Source organism: Pseudomonas sp. B21-059, from assembly GCF_026016285.1.
GTDB classification, from domain to species: domain Bacteria; phylum Pseudomonadota; class Gammaproteobacteria; order Pseudomonadales; family Pseudomonadaceae; genus Aquipseudomonas; species Aquipseudomonas danubii.
Window position 1 is genome coordinate 2,392,425 of sequence record NZ_CP087201.1, and the last position, 16,527, is coordinate 2,408,951.

General features: G+C 65.4%; 17 protein-coding genes. 4 read left to right on the forward strand and 13 right to left on the reverse strand.

What is annotated here, in order from left to right:
* Positions 1 to 14: 14 nt before the first annotated feature.
* The 6 genes from LOY69_RS10935 to LOY69_RS10960 all read right to left on the reverse strand — a co-directional run bounded on the left by LOY69_RS10935 (position 15) and on the right by LOY69_RS10960 (position 6,120).
* Complete coding sequence (locus LOY69_RS10935; protein WP_265074526.1) at positions 15 to 803, reverse strand: helix-turn-helix transcriptional regulator; 789 nt, start codon at positions 801 to 803, stop codon at positions 15 to 17.
* Positions 804 to 1,119: 316 nt separating this feature from the next.
* A complete protein-coding gene (locus LOY69_RS10940; RefSeq protein WP_265074527.1) occupies positions 1,120 to 2,586 on the reverse strand; it encodes a GDL motif peptide-associated radical SAM/SPASM maturase in 1,467 nt (488 codons plus the stop codon).
* A gap of 136 nt (positions 2,587 to 2,722) precedes the next feature.
* Complete coding sequence (locus tag LOY69_RS10945) at positions 2,723 to 3,331, reverse strand: DUF1842 domain-containing protein (RefSeq protein WP_110597252.1); 609 nt, start codon at positions 3,329 to 3,331, stop codon at positions 2,723 to 2,725.
* Positions 3,332 to 3,383: 52 nt separating this feature from the next.
* Positions 3,384 to 4,013 carry a DUF1842 domain-containing protein gene (locus LOY69_RS10950; protein WP_102882411.1) on the reverse strand — a complete coding sequence of 210 codons (630 nt, stop codon included), beginning with the start codon at positions 4,011 to 4,013 and terminating at the stop codon, positions 3,384 to 3,386.
* A 36-nt stretch (positions 4,014 to 4,049) separates the two neighbouring features.
* Positions 4,050 to 4,238: a DUF1843 domain-containing protein gene (locus LOY69_RS10955; RefSeq protein ID WP_102863589.1), complete on the reverse strand. Its 189-nt coding sequence runs from the start codon at positions 4,236 to 4,238 to the stop codon at positions 4,050 to 4,052.
* 1,261 nt (positions 4,239 to 5,499) lie between these two features.
* Complete coding sequence (locus tag LOY69_RS10960; protein ID WP_213666002.1) at positions 5,500 to 6,120, reverse strand: HAD family hydrolase; 621 nt, start codon at positions 6,118 to 6,120, stop codon at positions 5,500 to 5,502.
* A 164-nt stretch (positions 6,121 to 6,284) separates the two neighbouring features.
* On the opposite strand from LOY69_RS10960, the gene LOY69_RS10965 reads away from it, so the two are divergent.
* Positions 6,285 to 6,491, forward strand: a complete 207-nt coding sequence (locus LOY69_RS10965; protein WP_102880259.1) for a DUF6021 family protein — start codon at positions 6,285 to 6,287, stop codon at positions 6,489 to 6,491.
* A 92-nt stretch (positions 6,492 to 6,583) separates the two neighbouring features.
* Entirely contained in the window at positions 6,584 to 6,769 is a 186-nt protein-coding gene (locus LOY69_RS10970; RefSeq protein WP_102880260.1) for a DUF2188 domain-containing protein, read from the forward strand.
* A 67-nt stretch (positions 6,770 to 6,836) separates the two neighbouring features.
* Here LOY69_RS10970 and LOY69_RS10975 read toward each other — a convergent pair whose 3' ends face one another.
* The 5 genes from LOY69_RS10975 to LOY69_RS10995 all read right to left on the reverse strand — a co-directional run bounded on the left by LOY69_RS10975 (position 6,837) and on the right by LOY69_RS10995 (position 12,249).
* Positions 6,837 to 7,451, reverse strand: coding sequence for a hypothetical protein (locus LOY69_RS10975; protein WP_102880261.1), 615 nt, complete (start codon positions 7,449 to 7,451; stop codon positions 6,837 to 6,839).
* 50 nt (positions 7,452 to 7,501) lie between these two features.
* Positions 7,502 to 8,107 carry a hypothetical protein gene (locus tag LOY69_RS10980; protein ID WP_265074528.1) on the reverse strand — a complete coding sequence of 202 codons (606 nt, stop codon included), beginning with the start codon at positions 8,105 to 8,107 and terminating at the stop codon, positions 7,502 to 7,504.
* Positions 8,108 to 8,154: 47 nt separating this feature from the next.
* A complete protein-coding gene (locus tag LOY69_RS10985) occupies positions 8,155 to 8,547 on the reverse strand; it encodes an LIC_13387 family protein (protein ID WP_265074529.1) in 393 nt (130 codons plus the stop codon).
* Positions 8,548 to 8,667: 120 nt separating this feature from the next.
* Positions 8,668 to 10,440, reverse strand: coding sequence for an acyl-CoA dehydrogenase C-terminal domain-containing protein (locus LOY69_RS10990; RefSeq protein WP_123392682.1), 1,773 nt, complete (start codon positions 10,438 to 10,440; stop codon positions 8,668 to 8,670).
* 186 nt (positions 10,441 to 10,626) lie between these two features.
* On the reverse strand, positions 10,627 to 12,249 hold the full coding sequence (locus LOY69_RS10995; RefSeq protein ID WP_102880266.1) for an acyl-CoA synthetase: 1,623 nt from the start codon (positions 12,247 to 12,249) through the stop codon (positions 10,627 to 10,629).
* 180 nt (positions 12,250 to 12,429) lie between these two features.
* Here LOY69_RS10995 and LOY69_RS11000 point away from each other — a divergent pair, with 180 nt between their 5' ends.
* Together LOY69_RS11000 and LOY69_RS11005 are read left to right on the forward strand one after the other, a co-directional pair.
* Positions 12,430 to 14,319: a PAS domain S-box protein gene (locus LOY69_RS11000; RefSeq protein WP_265074530.1), complete on the forward strand. Its 1,890-nt coding sequence runs from the start codon at positions 12,430 to 12,432 to the stop codon at positions 14,317 to 14,319.
* Positions 14,316 to 14,951 carry a response regulator transcription factor gene (locus LOY69_RS11005; protein ID WP_102880268.1) on the forward strand — a complete coding sequence of 212 codons (636 nt, stop codon included), beginning with the start codon at positions 14,316 to 14,318 and terminating at the stop codon, positions 14,949 to 14,951. The genes LOY69_RS11000 and LOY69_RS11005 overlap by 4 nt, the downstream gene beginning before the upstream one ends.
* A 9-nt stretch (positions 14,952 to 14,960) precedes the next feature.
* Here the strand turns inward: LOY69_RS11005 and LOY69_RS11010 are convergent, their stop codons facing one another.
* A complete protein-coding gene (locus tag LOY69_RS11010; RefSeq protein WP_102880269.1) occupies positions 14,961 to 15,557 on the reverse strand; it encodes a TetR/AcrR family transcriptional regulator in 597 nt (198 codons plus the stop codon).
* Positions 15,550 to 16,401 (reverse strand): 3-hydroxybutyryl-CoA dehydrogenase, encoded by an 852-nt coding sequence (locus LOY69_RS11015; RefSeq protein ID WP_110597085.1) that lies wholly within the window; start codon positions 16,399 to 16,401, stop codon positions 15,550 to 15,552. Before LOY69_RS11015 ends, LOY69_RS11010 begins: the two co-directional genes overlap by 8 nt.
* Between the last annotated feature and the right edge of the window lie 126 nt (positions 16,402 to 16,527).

The following is a 16,527-nucleotide window of genomic DNA, read 5'->3' on the forward strand; positions in this document are numbered from 1 at the left end:
AGGCCAATGGCGGATCAGGCCGGCGCGTCATCGCGGGTGCCTGGCGCCTGTGCCTGGGGCGAGTACATCCAGCGCAGCAGGGAGTGGCGACCACTGATGCCGAGCTTGATGGCGGCGCGCTTCAAGTAGCTTTCGACGGTATTGACCTTGAGCTTGAGCTGCTCGGCCAACTGCGGTGCGGTGCGCCCGGCCAGCAGCCCGACACAGACTTCCAGCTCGCGGTTGGACAGGCGCAGCCCGGACTGCTCCAGGCGCTCGGCAAAGCGCAGGCGCACGGTCGCCAGGCCCTCGATGGCGGCGCGGTCCTGCTCGGCAGAGTCGCTGCGCGGCTGCAGGGCGCTGATGTGGTTTTCCACCATGGGCAGCAGCAGCGGCGAGATGTCCTCCAGCAGCAGGCGTTCCTGGGGGGAAAAGCTCTGCTCCTGGCTGCTGCGGTACACCGACAGCACGAAGTGGTACGAATCCTTGCGACCGGTCAGGTGCAGTTGCGCCGGGTCCGCGTTGCCCCGGTGCCGCAGCAGTGGCGGGCTGCCGCAGGGCTCGTCGGGCTGCTCGGGAAAGCCTGTGTGCAGCAGCGGGTCATTGCTGGCATGCAGATCGCTGTACAGCGGGTGACGGCTCTGCATCAGGGTATTGCCGGTTCTGCCAGTGGCTGGTTCCGGGGCGGTGCGCAGTTGGGTGATGTGAGTGGCGTCCACAGCCAGTTGGGTGAGTATCAGGTCATGCAGCATGCGCGGGAAACTGCGGCTGCCGGTGCTGGCGATGACCTTGCCAATATGTGGGAACAGTACTTGTGAGTTCATCATTTCATCCATGAATGTGAAGGTGTGGAAGGACTGCCTTATAACAACGAGTTTGGGTCGCGCGTGATTTACCTCCTGTTTGCGCTGACCGACAAAGGGTCGCCTCGTATCCTAGTACAGGGTGGCGACTGCTGTTTGATGAAGTGCGCAAAAACTTGCACCGCAGGCGCGCAGGCGCTCGGGCCTGTGGACGAACTGCCATGGCAAAGCCCTTACCGGCCTTGCCCGGAGTTTTTTTGGATGGCTGTTCCCTGCTTGCCAGAACCGCCATGACCGCCGCCGCGCCTGGGGTTGGCGCGGTGGCGGCTGGCACAGGTTACAGGCGCGGTTGCTCCTGGGGCATGCCCAGCAACTGGTGCAGGGTGTTGATCAGCGCCTGCTGGCGCAGGCGGTCTTGCTGGTGCCGGGCCTCGGCTGCGGCGACATCGGCGTGGCAGTGGGGGCAGGTGCTTTCATGGGCGTGGATGTACTCCAGGCAACTGCGGCACAGGGCCAGGCGCGGCGGGATGCGGCCTTCTTCGGGGGAGGCGTGGCCCTGGTTGGCCCAGGCCAGCTTGATCACCTGGCCGCTGTCGCTGACGCTGGAGACCGCCTCGCCGGTGTCGATGCGCTCGGTGATCAGGTCGAAGCGGCCCACCGAAAAAGAGGCGGGGCCGGCGTCTTCGAGTTTGACGATGCGCTCGCGCAGGCCTTTTTTCTGCAGGTCCAGGGTTCGGTAATGGCAGTAGGGGTTGTTCCCCGGCTTGCCCAGCAGCGAATGCGAGGTCCAGGTGCAGCCACCGCGGCACACGTCGTTGTAGTAGCAGGTGCGGCAGTAGCCCCACAGATCGTCCACCGAGCGCAGGCGGCCGAAGTGCATGCCTTCGCTGTAGTGCCAGATGTCGTGCAGGCTCATGCTGCGCACATTGCCGCCGGAGAATCCGACGGTGGCCAGGGACGGACAGCCCTTGACCGTGCCGTCGGCTTCCAGGGCCAGCACTGTCTGCCCGGCAGCGCAGCCGCTCCAGTGCACGCGGTCGTCGCCAAAACCGCGCCACATGTGTTCGTAGGGGCCGTAGTAGCCGATGTTGTTGCCCACATTCATCAGCAAGCCGCGCTCTTCGCCTTCGCGATACAAGCGGGCCAGCAGCGGCATCACTTCCAGCAGTTGATAGGGTTGCAACAGCAGCTCGGGGTGATCCACGGCGTTGCCCATGGCCACCGTCAGTTGGATCTGCCAGTGGCTGGCGCCGGCGTCGATGATCAGCTCCATCAGGGCCGGCAGGTCGGGCAGGGTGGCGGCGCCGATCTGGGTGTTGACGCTGACCTTGAGCCCGGCCTGCTTGGCCCGGCGCAGGGTGTCCAGGGCCTTGTCGAACGAGCCGGGCACATTGCGCACCGCGTCGTGCAGCGGCGCCAGGCCGTCCAGGGACACGCCGACGCCATTGAGCCCGGCGTCCACCGCGGCCTGCATCTTGGCGGGGGTCAGGTTGCGTCCGCCGGTCTGGATCGCCACGTACATGCCGTGGTCGTGGATGGCCTGGATCAGCCGCGTCCAGTCCTTGCGCAAATAGGCTTCGCCGCCGATCAGGGTGACCTCCCGAGTGCCCAGGGCGGCTATGGAGTCGATCACCGACAGGCATTCCTGGGTGGTCAATTCGCCGGGGCGCCGATGCCCGGCCCGAGAGCCGCAATGCAGGCACTTGAGGTCGCAGGCGAGGGTGATTTCCCAGACCACGTGCACCGGCACATAGCGCTTGAGGTCGGTTTCGCTGAGGTAGCGGGCGGGGAGACTGTCTGACATGAAAGATCCTTGCGCACCCAGCGGTGCGCGGCACCAACCCATCGAAATAGGCGCGCCTTCCTTGTGCGGCAATGGCGCGATCGGTTTACCGCAACCCTGGGGCCGACCTTTGTCGGCCGGCCCCGGGTGCCTGGACTCAGCGACGTTCCAGGCGGCTGATTTCCGCCTGCAATTGCTGCACTGCCTGGCTCAGGTTGTCACTGTTGGCCAGTTGCTGCTCGCCCTGAGCCACCAGCGCCTTGAGCCGCGTCAGATCGCCGCTGCTCTGGGCTTGTTGCAGCGCCACGGCATACAGCGGCTGCGGATACAGATGCCGTTGATCGTCCTTGGGCGCCAGATCGGCGTTGGCCGCTTGATCCACCGGCGCCTGGCTCACGGCGGCATGCTGAACCACATGCCAATGGCCCTGGTACTGGTAGCGATAGCTGGCGAAACCGCTGGCCCAGTCGAGGCCGAGAATGCCCTGCAGATGGAAGGTTTCGGCAATCTGGCTGGTGGGGCCGCTGGGGTTGCCGGTCAGGCTGAGGATGATATGGCCTTCACTGGAGGGGTCCAGTTTGACCTGGGAGTAGTCGCCCCAGACATCCGCGAGGAAGTGCATCGGTGGCGAGGTGCTCTGAGTCACCCGGGCCACGCCGCTGACTTTCTTCTGCGGCGTGTTGACCAGCAGATCGAGGGTCAGCACCGGCCCTCCGATCACAGGGTTGGCGACGATGAGGCGGGTATGGAACAGTCCGATTGTCATGCTGCAACTCCTTATCTTGTGGAAGACATCAGGTTCGCTGGACGGTCGCCAGTCAGCGCCGCTCGTGCTTGCTGATCTCGGCCTTGGCCGCCTCCAGCGCCGTGCGGATCAACGGCAGCTGCTCCAGTTGCTGGGTGGCCACCTTGTGCAGGCTCTTCATCTGCGACAGGTCGCCGCTGGCGATGGCGCCGTGGATCGGTGCCGCGTACAGCGCCGAGATCGGCGGCAGCGGACGGTTGGGCTGGCCATGGTGGGGGGCCGAGAGGGTGCTCGACTGCACGGGTTCCTGCAGATGGGCGGGGACCTGATTGACCGTTACCCAGCTGTGTCCGTTGTAGTACTGGTAGTTGGCCACGCCTTCCTTCCAGTCATCGCTGACCACCAGATGCAGCTTGAAGTTGATGATGGAGTTGGAACCGGGTCCGCCCTGATTGCCCTGGGCGGTGATGAGGATCTTGCTGGAGCTCGGTGGCATGACCGTCAGGTAGGTGTACTGACCCCAGACATCGCTGTGCAGGTCCAGGGGCGGATTGACCGCCTGAGTGATGGACGAAGTGCCGCGCACGCTGTGCTCGGGGGTGTAGACCAGCAGATTGAGAATCAGGGTCGGGGCCCCGGGTTGCGAGGTACCGATGCGGTAGCTCAGGGGGAACAGGCCTTCTTGGGAGATAGAACCAGACATTTGTTTTGCCTCCATTCAATGACGGGGAAACAGCGATTAGTGCTGTTCCAGGCGGGCGACTTCCTTGGCCAGTTTTTCGTAGGCGGCTTTCAGATCCTTGGGCTCGTCGTGCTTCGGATCGCGCTTGGCCAGCAGGGCTTTCATCTGGGGTAGCTGGCCTTCGGCGATGGCCGACTGGATCGCGACTCCGTAGGGGACAACCGTGTGTTGCGAGGTGGGGCTCATGGTGTGTGCCTTCCTTGGGGGTTAGGGGGGCTGCGGTACTTGGCAGCTTTTGCAGTTAAGCAGCGCGGGGGGAATTGGCGGGGTAATGGCACATTGATTTTGTGGGTTTCCGACAGGTGGATTCACGGGGGTAAGGGGGGGATTTTTGGGGTATTCCATGGAGCGATATGGAGGGGTGGGGGTGATTGCGGATGGCGATAGAGGGGGTGTTTTTTTCGTGGCAGGTGGGGGGAGTAGGTGTTGCAGGGGGGCGGTTTGGGGGCGTTTTTATAGCGGGTTTGGGGTACGTATCTATTTCTGCGGGTGTGGCGGCTGGTGGTTTCGCTTTTACAGCGGGGGGTGGGGTACATATCCATTCCTGCGGTAACGGCCGCTTAGGGTTTCGCCCTTACGGCGAGTCCCTTTTTTTCAAACGCCAAAAAAAGGAACCAAAAAACGCTTGCCCCTCCATGGGCCCCTCGCTGGGGCTCGGGGTTCCCTCGCTTCGGCATTGCTCCGGGGGCCCGCCGCCAACCGGCCATCCATGGCCGGGTGGCGGCTAGCTCGGCATCCATGCCGAGCTGCCCCCTACGCAACGCCTACGCTCGGCCGGCTGGGAAGGGGCCTGAAGATCAAGATCAAGATCAAGATCGAAAGCCAAAGCCAAGGTGCGCAGGCCGGCTCTTTGTAGCCGCTGCCGAAGGCTGCGAAACCAGGCGACGCGGTATATCAGGAAAATTGGGGAGGCAGGTTTAGCGTCTCCTGCGGAGCCGGTCGCAGCCTTCGGCAGCGGCTACATTAACGCGAACGGCAATGAAACAGGCCGGCCGGCAGGCCGCCGTCAGATTTTGATCTTGCTCTGGCTTTTGATCTTGATCTGTTAGCCCCGTTAACCACGATGGCCGAACGCAGGCATTGAGCCGTGGGTAACCCGGCAGGGATGCCGGGTTAGCCGCCACCCGGCCATGGATGGCCGGTGGCGGCGGCCCACGGATCAATGCCGGAGTGAGGGCATGCCGAGCCTAGGCGAGGCACCGAGTGGAGGGGCAGAGCGTTTTGCTTACTTTTGCGCTCTTCAAAAGTGAGCCGCTGTAAGAGCGGAACCGCCAGCGGCCGCACCCGCAAGAACGGATATGTACCCAAAGCCGCTGTAAGAGCGGAACCGCCAGCGGCCGCACCCGCAAGAACGGATATGTACCCAAAGCCGCTGTAAGAGCGGAACCGCCAGTAGCCACACCCGCAGCACCGGATATGTCCCCCTCCCCAAAAAAAGCCCCAGGACTCAAACCACCCCCAACTCCCCCAACTGCCTCCGCGTCTCCCCCGCGGCCACATGATGAATCGCCCGCCACCCCAACGCTCTGGCCGCGACGATGTTCGGCGCATGATCATCAATGAACACCAACTCCTCAGGCGCCACCCCCGGCAAATGCGCACGAATGCGCCCCAAGGCCGTGTGATAGATCTCGGCATCCGGCTTGATCTGTCGCTCCTGCCCCGACACCACAATGTCGCGAAACTTCTGCAAAAACGGGTAATTCTCCCAGGCATAGGGAAAGGTTTCCTGGGACCAGTTGGTCAACCCGAACAGCGGCATCTGCGCCTGGTGCAGGTCCTCCAGCAGGGCCACGCCGTCTTCCAGCGGTCCCTTGAGCATCTCCGGCCAGCGCCCGTAATAGGCTTCGATCAGCGGCGCATGCTCGGGATGCTCGGCCACCAGGCTGCGGGTCGCTTCGGCCAGGGGCCGGCCGGCGTCTTGCTGGGTGTTCCAGGCCTGGGTGCAGACGGTGTCGAGGAACCACTGGCGACGGGTGTCGTCAGGGATCAGCTGGCGGTACAGGTGGTGCGGGCTCCAGTCGAACAGCACGCCACCAAAATCGAAAACCACGGCACGAATTGTCATCAACACTTCCTTTTGAGCGGTTGTGGGCCAGGGCGTCATCCTGCGACGCTGCGCAGCGCAATGCAATTTGCCGGTGGCCATTGGTCCGTTTGCCGGCACCCTCGGAGCAGATCGCAATCCAAAGGCTGTACCCGCCCTGTTGCGGGCTAGCACAGGAGCTGACCATGGCTGCCAAGAACCCCACGGGGCCGCGCTCGTCCGAGCACGCCTCGAATCCCCATGACCCGGGTTTCGACCCCGATTCGCCGGACCTCGCCGACCCCCAGGTCGATCCGGTGGGCCCGGCCAGGGCGCCCCTGGATCAGCCCGAACCCGAGCACCAGCGCAAGCGTTCGCGCGCCTACGACCCTCTGGCCAACCTGAGGAAATGACCGAGCGCCGACATGCGGCCGTCGCCGGATCGTTCTGCGGGTGTAAGGTAAAACGGCCAAGCCCCAGGCACGCTGACAAAAAGGAGGTGTCCATGAGTACGCCACTGTTGAACAAGTTGCAGATCAACGGTTATCAGGTATTGAGCGTCAACCACGGCCCCTGGAAGGTCTGCACCCCGGGTGACCGGCTCGCCACTTTTGGCACCCGGGAAGAAGCCCTGGCCTTTGCTGCCACCTTGCCGCTGCGCAGGGAAGCACCGGCCACCAAGCTTCGATAGCACCCGGCAGAAAAAAGCCCCGATCGGTTCGGGGCTTTTTTGTGTCCGGGCTGCTGCAAGCGCCGGGTCAGTCGACAATCACAGGCTCGTTCGGATCATCGCTCAGGCACACGGTCAATTGCTCCCCGGCCTTGTTGAACGCGCAGCGGGGCAGGGATTGCTGCTTGATGAAGCTCAGCGGCGGCAGGATGAACGCCGCCGCCAGCACCAGCGCCCACAGGGTCTGCAGAAACAGCACATCGGCGCTGTGGGCGGCGGGCCGTGAGACGAGGCGGCGGCGCCAGTACAGGTACAGGCCGCTGATGAAGAGCACGCCGACGACGCCCATCATGTAGTCCAGCTCCCAGGCCTGGGGGCTGAACGCGCGGCTGCCATCCTCATCATCCGGGTAGGTGAGCCGCCACCACACCCCCAGCAGCAACGGCACCAGCCCGGCCATCAGCCACGCCATGCGCGCGCCGGGCATCCGGGTCAGCAGGGCCAGGGCCAGGCCGATCAGGCACAGCACCCAGGCAAACAGGTACAGCTGAAAACCCATGGCGCCGCCGAACAGCGTGCCGCTGACATCCCGCGGTTGCATCATTTGCACGTCGCACAACAGCATCACCGACAGCGGGATGGCGACGACGATCCAGCACAGGGGGCGGTACAGCCACAACCACAGGGTAAACAGGCGAGACATGGTCACACTCATCAAGGTAGAGAACAGGTAGAAAGAAGCCGGGGTGACGCTCAGTCGACAATCACTCGGGTGTCCGGACCCAGGCACACGCTCAACTGATTGCCGGCTCGGTCGAAGGCGCAATAGGGCAGGGGTTTGCGGGTGATGGCCAGCAGCGGTGGGAGCATGAAGGTCGCCGCCAGCAACAGGGCCCACAGGGTGCGCAGCGCGAGCAGATTGCCAGTGGCGGGTGGACGCGGCTTGAGCCGCTGCTGACGCAACAAGTAGACGCCGCTGTAGACCAGGGCGAAGCCGAAGACCATCACATAGTCCAGCTCCCGGGGCTGGATGCTGAAGAGCAGGTTGCCGTCGAAATCATCCGGGTAGTTGATCCGCCACCACAGGCCCAGCAGCCCTTGCACCAGCCCGGCGACGATCAAGGCCAGGCGCGCGCCGGGCACCCGGGTCAGCAGCGCCAGCACCAGGCCCAGGACGCTGAGGGCCCAGCCGCCCAGGTACATCACAAAGCCCATGGAGCCGCCGAACAGGGTGCCGCCGACCTCCCGGGGCACGATCAGGTTCAGGTTGCAATGGATCATGCTGGCCAGGGGCGCGGCGACGGCGATCCAGCACAGCGGGTAGTAGAGCCGGGACCAGAGGGTGTACAGGCGGGACATGAAGGAACTCGAGAGTAACAGGGACGATGAGGGAGGGCGGCTCAGGTTCAAACCAACAGCAAACCGCAGGCAGCCGCGAACAGCACCAGGGCGAGGCTGATGCCCACCAGGGGAATGCGGAACCAGTAACGGATCGCCAGCACCCACAGGCTGGCAAGAAACCCCAGGCCGATCAGCAGCAAGCCGCGGGCCTCCAGCAGCAGGGCCGGGTGCAGCCAGGCGAGGTAGCCATAGACCAGGCCAAACAGCATGGCGCCCAGGCTGTGGCTGGCATTGAAGCCGACCCAGGCCCGCCACAGGCTGGTCTGACGGGTCATGCGTTCGGCCAGGGCCGGATCACGGGGCTGGAATTTGTCGCTGGCGAAGGTGTAGATCAGGTGCAAGGTGCCGAGCAGCAGCACGATGGCTGAGCTGGCGATGATCAGGGCGGGGGCCAACACGTTTCTTCCTTGGGCGGTGCTCGGGTGCGCGGAGTATGCAGCGGCGCCCGAGGTTTTGCACCTGCGGGCGCGGCTTTTTTACCGGCACTGGGCAGGGCGGCGGGCGCCCTGCCCAGGCCCTCAGAAGTGCTCGGCGTCGAGGCCGAACAGCGAGTCACTGCCGGCGCGGATACTCTGCTCCAGGCTGAGGATGCGCGGCAGCAGGCGGCTGAAGTAGAAGCGCGCGGTGGCCAGCTTGGCGCCGTAGAAACCGTCGTCCTCGGAGCGCTTGTGCTCGGCCACCTGGGCCATGCGCGCCCACAGATAGGCATAGGCCACGTAACCGAACAGCTGCAGGTATTCGACGCAGGCGCTGCCCACCGCGTGGGGGTTGTGCGCCGCCTGTTCGCGCAGCCAGTCGCTGAGGTCTTCCAGGCGCTGCACCGCATCCAGCAACTCGGCGGCGTAGGCGGCGCCGGGCAGGTAGGCGTAGTCGCGGATCTCGCCGGTGAACAGGCGCAGGGCCACACCGCCATTGCCCACCACCTTGCGCCCCAACAGGTCCAGGGCCTGGATGCCATTGGTGCCTTCGTAGATCTGGGCGATGCGCACATCACGCACCAATTGCTCCTGGCCCCACTCGCGGATGTAGCCGTGGCCGCCGAAGACCTGCTGGCCGAGCACGCAGCTGTCCAGCCCGGTGTCGGTGAAGAAGGCCTTGGCCACCGGGGTCAGCAGCGCCACCAGGGCCTCGGCGTTCTGGCGCTCAACGGGCTGGTCGGCGAACTTGGCCAGGTCCAGCTGCTGGCCGACGTAGCTGGCAAAGGCCCGGCCGCCTTCGGTCATGGCTTTCATCGACAGCAGCATGCGCCGCACATCGGGGTGGACGATGATCGGGTCGGCGATCTTGTCCTTGGCCACCGGGCCGGCCGGGGAGCGGCTCTGGATGCGTTCGCGGGCGTAGGTGCGGGCGTTCTGGTAGGAGTTCTCGGCGCAGCCGATGCCCTGGATGCCGATGGACAGGCGCTCGTAGTTCATCATGGTGAACATTGCCGCCAGGCCCTTGTTGGCCTCGCCGATCAGCCAGCCGCTGGCGCCGTCGAAGTTCAGCACGCAGGTGGCCGAGGCCTTGATGCCCATCTTGTGTTCGATGGAGCCGCAGCTCACCGCGTTGGCCGCGCCGAGGTTGCCGTTGGCGTCCACATGGATCTTCGGCACCAGGAACAGCGAGATGCCCTTGGGCCCGGCCGGGGCGTCCGGCAGCTTGGCCAGCACCAGGTGGATGATGTTCTCGGTCAGGTCCTGCTCGCCGCCGGTGATGAAGATCTTGCTGCCGCTGATGCGGTAGCTGCCGTCGGCCTGGGGTTCGGCGCGGGTGCGGATGATCCCCAGGTCGGTGCCGGCGTGGGCCTCGGTCAGGCACATGGAGCCGGCCCAGCGGCCTTCGTACATCGGCGGCAGGTACAGCTGCTTGAGCGTTTCGCTGGCGTGGGCGTCGATGGCCAGGCAGGCCCCGGAGCTCAGGGCCGAGTACAGGGCGAAGCTGGAGTTGGCGGCGTAGAGCATCTCTTCGAACTGCACCGCGAGCATCTTCGGCATGCCCATGCCGCCGTAGGCCGGGTTGCCGCTCAGGCCGACCCAGCCGCCCTGGATATAGGTGCTGTAGGCCTCCTTGAAACCGGCCGGGGTGCGTACCTGCCCGGCGTGCCAGCTGGCGCCTTCCTCGTCGCCGCTGCGGTTGAGCGGGGCGATCAGATTGCCGGTGACCTTGGCCGCTTCTTCGAGAATGGCGTCGGCGGTGTCGCCGTCCACGGTATCGGCCAGGGCCGGCAGACGGGCCCAGAGCTTGGGCGCATTGAACACTTCATGCAGGACAAAGCGCATATCGCGCAGCGGAGCATTGAATTCGGGCATTGCAGGAACCTCGGGCAAAAGGGGAGGTTGAGCGGCCATGGCCGCATGAATCACTAACGAAAATCCCACCATCTTGTAGGAGCCGGCTTGCCGGCGAAGAGGCCCGCGAGCCATGGCCGACGCCTTCGCTGGCAAGCGGAGCGCCGCCCGGCCAGCTCCTACAGGGGCTGGGTCGGTGTATTCAGGCTAGAGGTTTTTCGCCAGGTCGCGCAGGACGAACTTCTGGATCTTGCCGGTGGAGGTCTTGGGCAATGTGCTGAAGACCACGGTGCGCGGCACCTTGAAGCCCGCCAGGTGTTCGCGGCAGAAGGCGATGATCTCGGCTTCGCTCACGTCCTGGTGATCGGCCTTGAGGGTGATGAAGGCGCAGGGGGTTTCGCCCCATTTTTCGTCGGGCCGGGCCACCACCGCCGCTTCCAGCACCGCCGGGTGGCGATAGAGCACGCCTTCCAGCTCGATGGTGGAGATGTTCTCGCCGCCGGAAATGATGATGTCCTTGAGTCGGTCGCGAATTTCGATGTAGCCGTCGGGGTGGGTCACCCCCAGGTCGCCGGTGTGGAACCAGCCGCCCTCGAAGGCTTCGGCGGTGGCCGTGGGGTTCTTCAGGTAGCCCTTCATCACGGTATTGCCGCGCATGAAGATCTCACCGATGGTCTGGCCGTCCCGGGGCATGGGTTCGAGGGTCTTCGGATCGGCCACCATCACCCCTTCCAGGGTCGGGTAGCGCACGCCCTGGCGCGACTTGATCTGCGCCCGCTGCTCCAGCGGCAGCTCGTCCCAGGCCGCGTGCCAGGCACACAGGGTCACCGGGCCGTAGACCTCGGTCAGGCCGTAGACGTGGGTCACCTTGATGCCCATCTCCTCCACGGCGCCGATCACCTTGGCCGGTGGCGCGGCCCCGGCCACCATGGCGTTGACCGGGTGGTCGATGGCCGCCTTGGCCGAGTCCGGCATGTTCACCAGGGCATTGAGCACGATGGGCGCGCCGCACAGGTGGGTGACCTGATGCTCGCGGATCAGGTTGAGGATCTTCTGCGGGTCGACCCGGCGCAAAAACACATGCACCCCGGCCAGGGCGGTGACGGTCCAGGGGTAGCACCAGCCATTGCAGTGGAACATCGGCAGGGTCCACAGGTACACCGGGTGGTTGCCCATGGCCCAGGTCATCTGGTTGCCCAGGGCATTGAGGTAGGCGCCGCGGTGGTGATAGACCACGCCCTTGGGGTTGCCGGTGGTGCCCGAGGTGTAGTTGAGGGCGATGGCCTGCCACTCGTCATCCGGCCACTGCCAGGCAAACTCCGGATCGCCCTCGGCAAGAAAGGCCTCGTAGTCCAGATCGCTGACCGGCTGGCCTTCGCCGTACTCGGGGTCGTCAAGGTCGATCACCAGGGGCGGGTGGTCGAGCATGGCCACGGCGGCGTGGATCACCTCATGGAACTCGCGGTCGGCGATCAGCACCTTGGCTTCGCCGTGGGCCAGCATGAAGGCGATGGCCTCGGCGTCCAGGCGTACGTTGAGGGCATTGAGCACGGCGCCGATCATCGGCACGCCAAAATGCGCTTCAAGCATCGCCGGGATGTTCGGCAGCATCACCGCCACCGTGTCGTTCTTGCCGATACCACGCCCGGCCAGGGCCGAGGCCAGACGCCGGCAGCGGCTGTAGGTCTGGGCCCAGGTGCGGCGGATCGAACCGTGGATCACCGCCGGATAATCGGGGTAAACCGCAGCGGTGCGTTCGATGAAGCTCAAGGGGGAGAGGGCGATATGGTTGACGGCAGACGGCGCCAGGCCTTGCTCGTAGATGGACATGGTTCGGGTACCCGGTGGCTGATTATTAGCTCTATTGGCCGAGGCTTTTTGCAGGCGCTCGGTGACTTATCCGGGGTCTTTTATATACTGTTTGTCGATTGATATGGAAGTACTACCTGAGTTGTATAGTAGTTGTACTATATTTAATCTTTGCTGTTGCCACCCACAGGTTGATCGACCATGCCCACCTCCACCCACCTGAGCCGCTGGCTGCAGCTCCAGCGTGAAGGCCGCTTGCCGGACTCGCCCTGGCTCGGCCACGACCCGCAACCGAGCCTGCTGCTGGACGCCCGGGCGCAGCCGCTGGACCTCAACCCGGCGCTGCGCCAGTGGCTGGACGATGCGGCCACTGGCGATCTCGCGGCCCTGCTGCCGATCAACCACCCGGCCCTGGTGCGGGCCTGCCTGGAGCAGCAGCGCGCCATCGAACAGGTGGAGGCCCAGTGGGGCGAACGCATCCTGCTCTGGAGCTTTATCCCTGACCCGCACCGGCAGCGGGTATTGGCCCGCTGCCAAGAGGCCACGACCCAGGTCCAGGCCGAGCGCGAGTCGGCCCGGGCCCGGCGCCTGTACCGGCTGATCACCGAGAACACCACCGACCTGATTTCCCGGCACACCCCGGACGGCACCTTCCTCGACGCCTCGCCGGCGTCCTGGACCCTGTTGGGCTACTGGCCCGAACAACTGCGCGGCCTGCTGGCCCGCAGCCTGTTCCACAGTCAGGATCTGGCTGGGCTGATGCAGCGCACTCAGGACGCCCTGGAGCAGGACGGCTACCACACCATGACCTACCGCATCCGCCATCGCGACGGTCATTACCTGTGGTTCGAAACCGCCTGCCGCGGCATCCGCGACACCTACACCGGGACCGTGGTGGAAGTGGTGGCGGTGTCCCGGGACATCACCGCCAGGGTCCAGGCCGAAGAGAACAAGCGGCGCCTGGCGGAAGTGGTAGAGGCCAACCCCGACCCGGTGCTGTTCATCCAGCCCGGCGGCGCGGTGACCTACCTCAACCCGGCCGCGCGGCGCACCCTGGGGCTTGCCGCCGGGCAGGCGATGCCGGAGCTGGCGGCGATCCTCAGCCAGGAAGTGCTGCAGAGCCTGCAACAGGAAGGCTGGAGCTGTGCCGAGCGCAGCGGCCGCTGGAGCGTCGAGACGCGCCTGCAACCCCCGGCCGGCGGCGGTTCGGTGCCGGTGTCGCTGATGCTCCTGGCCCATCGCGCCGCCAGCGGCGAGCGTTTCTATTCCCTGGTGGCCCACGATCAGAGCGAGCGCGAACTGCGCGAGGCCCAGCAGCGCCATCACCAGGACGAGCTGGCCCACACGGCGCGCCTGGTGACCCTGGGCGAACTGGCCTCGGGCATCGCCCACGAGATCAACCAGCCCCTGGCGGCGGTGGTCAATTACGCCAACGCCAGCCAACGTTATTTGCAGGCCCTGGACACCCAGCCCGACGCCGCCCGCAAGGTCGCCCAGGGCCTGGAGCGGATCGCCGAACAGGCGACCCACGCCGCCGAAGTGATCAAGCGCCTGCGGGCCTTTCTGAGCAAGGGCGGGCGCCGGGTGCAGGCCCTGGACCTCGCCGAAGTGGCCCGGGAAACCGTGCGCCTGTGCGCCTGGGAAGCCCAGGCCAGCCAGGTGACGATCGACTTGCAGCTGGCGGATAATCTGCCGCCGGTGTATGCCGACCGGGTGCTGCTGGAACAGGTGCTGCTGAACTTGTTGCGCAACGCCATCGAGGCCAATCGCGAGGTGCATCCACAGCAAGGCTCGCACATTGTGCTGGGCGCCGAAGCGGCGGCCGAAGGCGGGGTGCGGATCAGCGTCAGCGACCAGGGCCCCGGGGTGTCTGCCGAGCAGTTGCCCCAGCTGTTCACCCCGTTCTACACCAGCAAGGCCAACGGCCTGGGGCTCGGACTGTCCATGAGCCGCAGCATCGTCGAAGGCTTTGGTGGCGACTTGCAGGCTCAGCTCCAGGAGCGTGGCTTGACGATGTGCTGCCACCTGCCGGCCACGGCCCCGGCCGATCCCGATGCAACTTCCCACCCGACAACAGGAGCAAGGCAATGACAAGTGAGGCGCAGCAGCTGGTGTACGTGGTCGACGACGACCCGGGCATGCTCGACTCCACCGTCTGGCTCCTGGAGTCGGTGGGCCTCAAGGCGCTGCCGTTCACCAGCGGCCGCGAGTTTCTCGAACACTGCGACCCCAGCCTCAATGCCTGCGTGCTGCTGGATGTGCGCATGCCCGGCATGGGCGGGCTGAATGTCCAGGAAGAGTTGCGCCAGCGCGATATCCACCTGCCGCTGATCTTTGTCAGCGGCCACGCCGACGTGCCCATCGTGGTCCGCGCCTTCAAGGCCGGGGCGGTGGATTTCATCGAGAAGCCCTACAACGAACAGCTGCTGCTGGACAGCGTGCAGCAGGCCCTGAGCCGCGCCGACCGCCATCAGCACCAGAGCGCCGGGCAGGCCCGGGTGCAAGGTTTGCTGGAGAGCCTGACGCCACGGGAGAAGGACGTACTGCTGCCGCTGGTGCAGGGCTATAGCAACCGCGAGATCGCCGAGCAACTGGGGGTCAGCATCAAGACCATCGACCTGTACCGCTCACGGGTGATGAAGCGCATGCAGGCCGAGCACCTGCCGCAGCTGGTGGGCATGGCGATTGCCGCCGGGCTGGTGGACCCGCTGCAACTGCGCTGAGGCTGAGGCTCAGGCCACCGCGCTGTGCAGCGGCGCGCCCCCCAGCAGGCGCTCGATGGCGCCGCTGAGCAGGTTTTCCAGCAGGGCTTCGCGTTCACGCTCGGCCAGCGGTTGCTCGCTGAACCAGCTGGGGGCGCTGTTCAGCAGGTTGGCCAGGGCATGGGCGGCGGCGCGCTGGGCTTGCGGACCTAGGCCGGGCGGGGTACCCAGCAGTTGCAGCAGCTGTTGCTCGTAACGCTCGCGCAATTGCCCGACCCGCAACTGCTGGTCGGGATTGAGGCAGCCGCTGTCACGCTCCACCAAGCGGAAATGCCGCGGCAATTCCCGGTGCAGCTTCAAGTGGGCGCGGATCAGCGCCGGCAGGCAGTCACCCTGCAACTTGCGCCGTTGCAGGCGCTTGAGGGTGCTGTGCAGCTCATCGAAGAACTCTTCGATCAGGTCCAGCAGCAGGTGCTGCTTGCTCGGGTAATGGTGGTACAGCGAGCCCGGGGTCAGCCCCAGATGGCTTGCCAGCTCACGCATGCCGACCTGGCCGAAGCCCTTGCTGGCGAACAGCTCCAGGGCCTTGTCGCGGCTGTCGGCAAAGCGTGAGCAGCGCTCAGCCATAGGTATGGAAACCCCGACCGGTCTTGCGCCCCAGGTAGCCGGCGGCAACCATTTCCTTGAGCAGCGGCGCGGGGCGGTACTTGCTGTCGTTGAAGCCGTCGTAGAAGGCTTCAAGGATCGCCAGCAGGGTGTCCAGGCCGATCAGGTCGGCCAGGGCCAGCGGGCCGATGGGCTGGTTGCAGCCCAGGCGCATGCCGGCGTCGATGTCCTCGGCGCTGGCCAGGCCTTCCTGGAACACCAGGATCGCCTCGTTGATCATCGGCACCAGGATGCGGTTGACCACAAACCCCGGGCGGTTGCCGGCGGTGATCGCGGTCTTGCCCAGGCGCTCGGCCATGTTCATGGCCAGGGCGTGGGTCGCATCGCTGGTCTGCAGGCCGCGGATCACCTCGATCAGGCCCATCACCGGCACCGGGTTGAAAAAATGCAGGCCGATAAAGCGCTCCGGCGCGCTGACGCTGGCCGCCAGTTGGGTGATCGACAGCGACGAGGTGTTGGAGGCAATCACGCACTCGGCGCTGACCTGGGCGGCGATCTGCTGCAGCACCTTGAGCTTGAGGTCGAGGTTCTCGGTGGCGGCTTCGATCACCAGTTGCGCGTCCTTGAGCACGCTGTAGTCGGTGCTGATGCGGATCTTGTCCAGGGCGGCGCGCTTGTCGTCTTCGCTCAAGGTGCCTTTGCTCACCTGACGGTCGAGGTTCTTGCCGATGGTGGCCAGGGCTTTTTCCAGGGCGCCCTGGGCGATGTCCAGCAGGGTCACGTCGAAGCCCGCCTGGGCGCAGACCTGGGCGATGCCGTTGCCCATGGTGCCGGCGCCGATCACCCCGATATTTGCAAGATTCATCTTCAGCTCTTCCTTTGTTCATGGCCTTCGCGGAGCATGGCGCGGTTGCCTTGCCCTGCGGGTTATCCAGCGCGAGTCTAGAGCCGCACACGGTGGCCGGCCTATGCCGAAAGCGGTCAAGGGTGC

Excerpts from the sequence above, each read along its gene's own strand:
- LOY69_RS10965 (WP_102880259.1), top strand. The coding sequence starts at position 6,285 with ATGGCTGCCAAGAACCCCACGGGGCCGCGCTCGTCCGAGCACGCCTCG.
- LOY69_RS11000 (WP_265074530.1), top strand. The coding sequence starts at position 12,430 with ATGCCCACCTCCACCCACCTGAGCCGCTGGCTGCAGCTCCAGCGTGAA.
- LOY69_RS10980 (WP_265074528.1), bottom strand. The coding sequence starts at position 8,107 with ATGTCCCGCCTGTACACCCTCTGGTCCCGGCTCTACTACCCGCTGTGC.
- LOY69_RS10950 (WP_102882411.1), bottom strand. The coding sequence starts at position 4,013 with ATGTCTGGTTCTATCTCCCAAGAAGGCCTGTTCCCCCTGAGCTACCGC.
- LOY69_RS10995 (WP_102880266.1), bottom strand. The coding sequence starts at position 12,249 with ATGTCCATCTACGAGCAAGGCCTGGCGCCGTCTGCCGTCAACCATATC.
- LOY69_RS11010 (WP_102880269.1), bottom strand. The coding sequence starts at position 15,557 with ATGGCTGAGCGCTGCTCACGCTTTGCCGACAGCCGCGACAAGGCCCTG.
- LOY69_RS10955 (WP_102863589.1), bottom strand. The coding sequence starts at position 4,238 with ATGAGCCCCACCTCGCAACACACGGTTGTCCCCTACGGAGTCGCGATC.
- LOY69_RS11015 (WP_110597085.1), bottom strand. The coding sequence starts at position 16,401 with ATGAATCTTGCAAATATCGGGGTGATCGGCGCCGGCACCATGGGCAAC.
- LOY69_RS10990 (WP_123392682.1), bottom strand. The coding sequence starts at position 10,440 with ATGCCCGAATTCAATGCTCCGCTGCGCGATATGCGCTTTGTCCTGCAT.
- LOY69_RS10970 (WP_102880260.1), top strand. The coding sequence starts at position 6,584 with ATGAGTACGCCACTGTTGAACAAGTTGCAGATCAACGGTTATCAGGTA.
- LOY69_RS10935 (WP_265074526.1), bottom strand. The coding sequence starts at position 803 with ATGAACTCACAAGTACTGTTCCCACATATTGGCAAGGTCATCGCCAGC.
- LOY69_RS10945 (WP_110597252.1), bottom strand. The coding sequence starts at position 3,331 with ATGACAATCGGACTGTTCCATACCCGCCTCATCGTCGCCAACCCTGTG.
- LOY69_RS11005 (WP_102880268.1), top strand. The coding sequence starts at position 14,316 with ATGACAAGTGAGGCGCAGCAGCTGGTGTACGTGGTCGACGACGACCCG.
- LOY69_RS10960 (WP_213666002.1), bottom strand. The coding sequence starts at position 6,120 with ATGACAATTCGTGCCGTGGTTTTCGATTTTGGTGGCGTGCTGTTCGAC.
- LOY69_RS10940 (WP_265074527.1), bottom strand. The coding sequence starts at position 2,586 with ATGTCAGACAGTCTCCCCGCCCGCTACCTCAGCGAAACCGACCTCAAG.
- LOY69_RS10975 (WP_102880261.1), bottom strand. The coding sequence starts at position 7,451 with ATGTCTCGCCTGTTTACCCTGTGGTTGTGGCTGTACCGCCCCCTGTGC.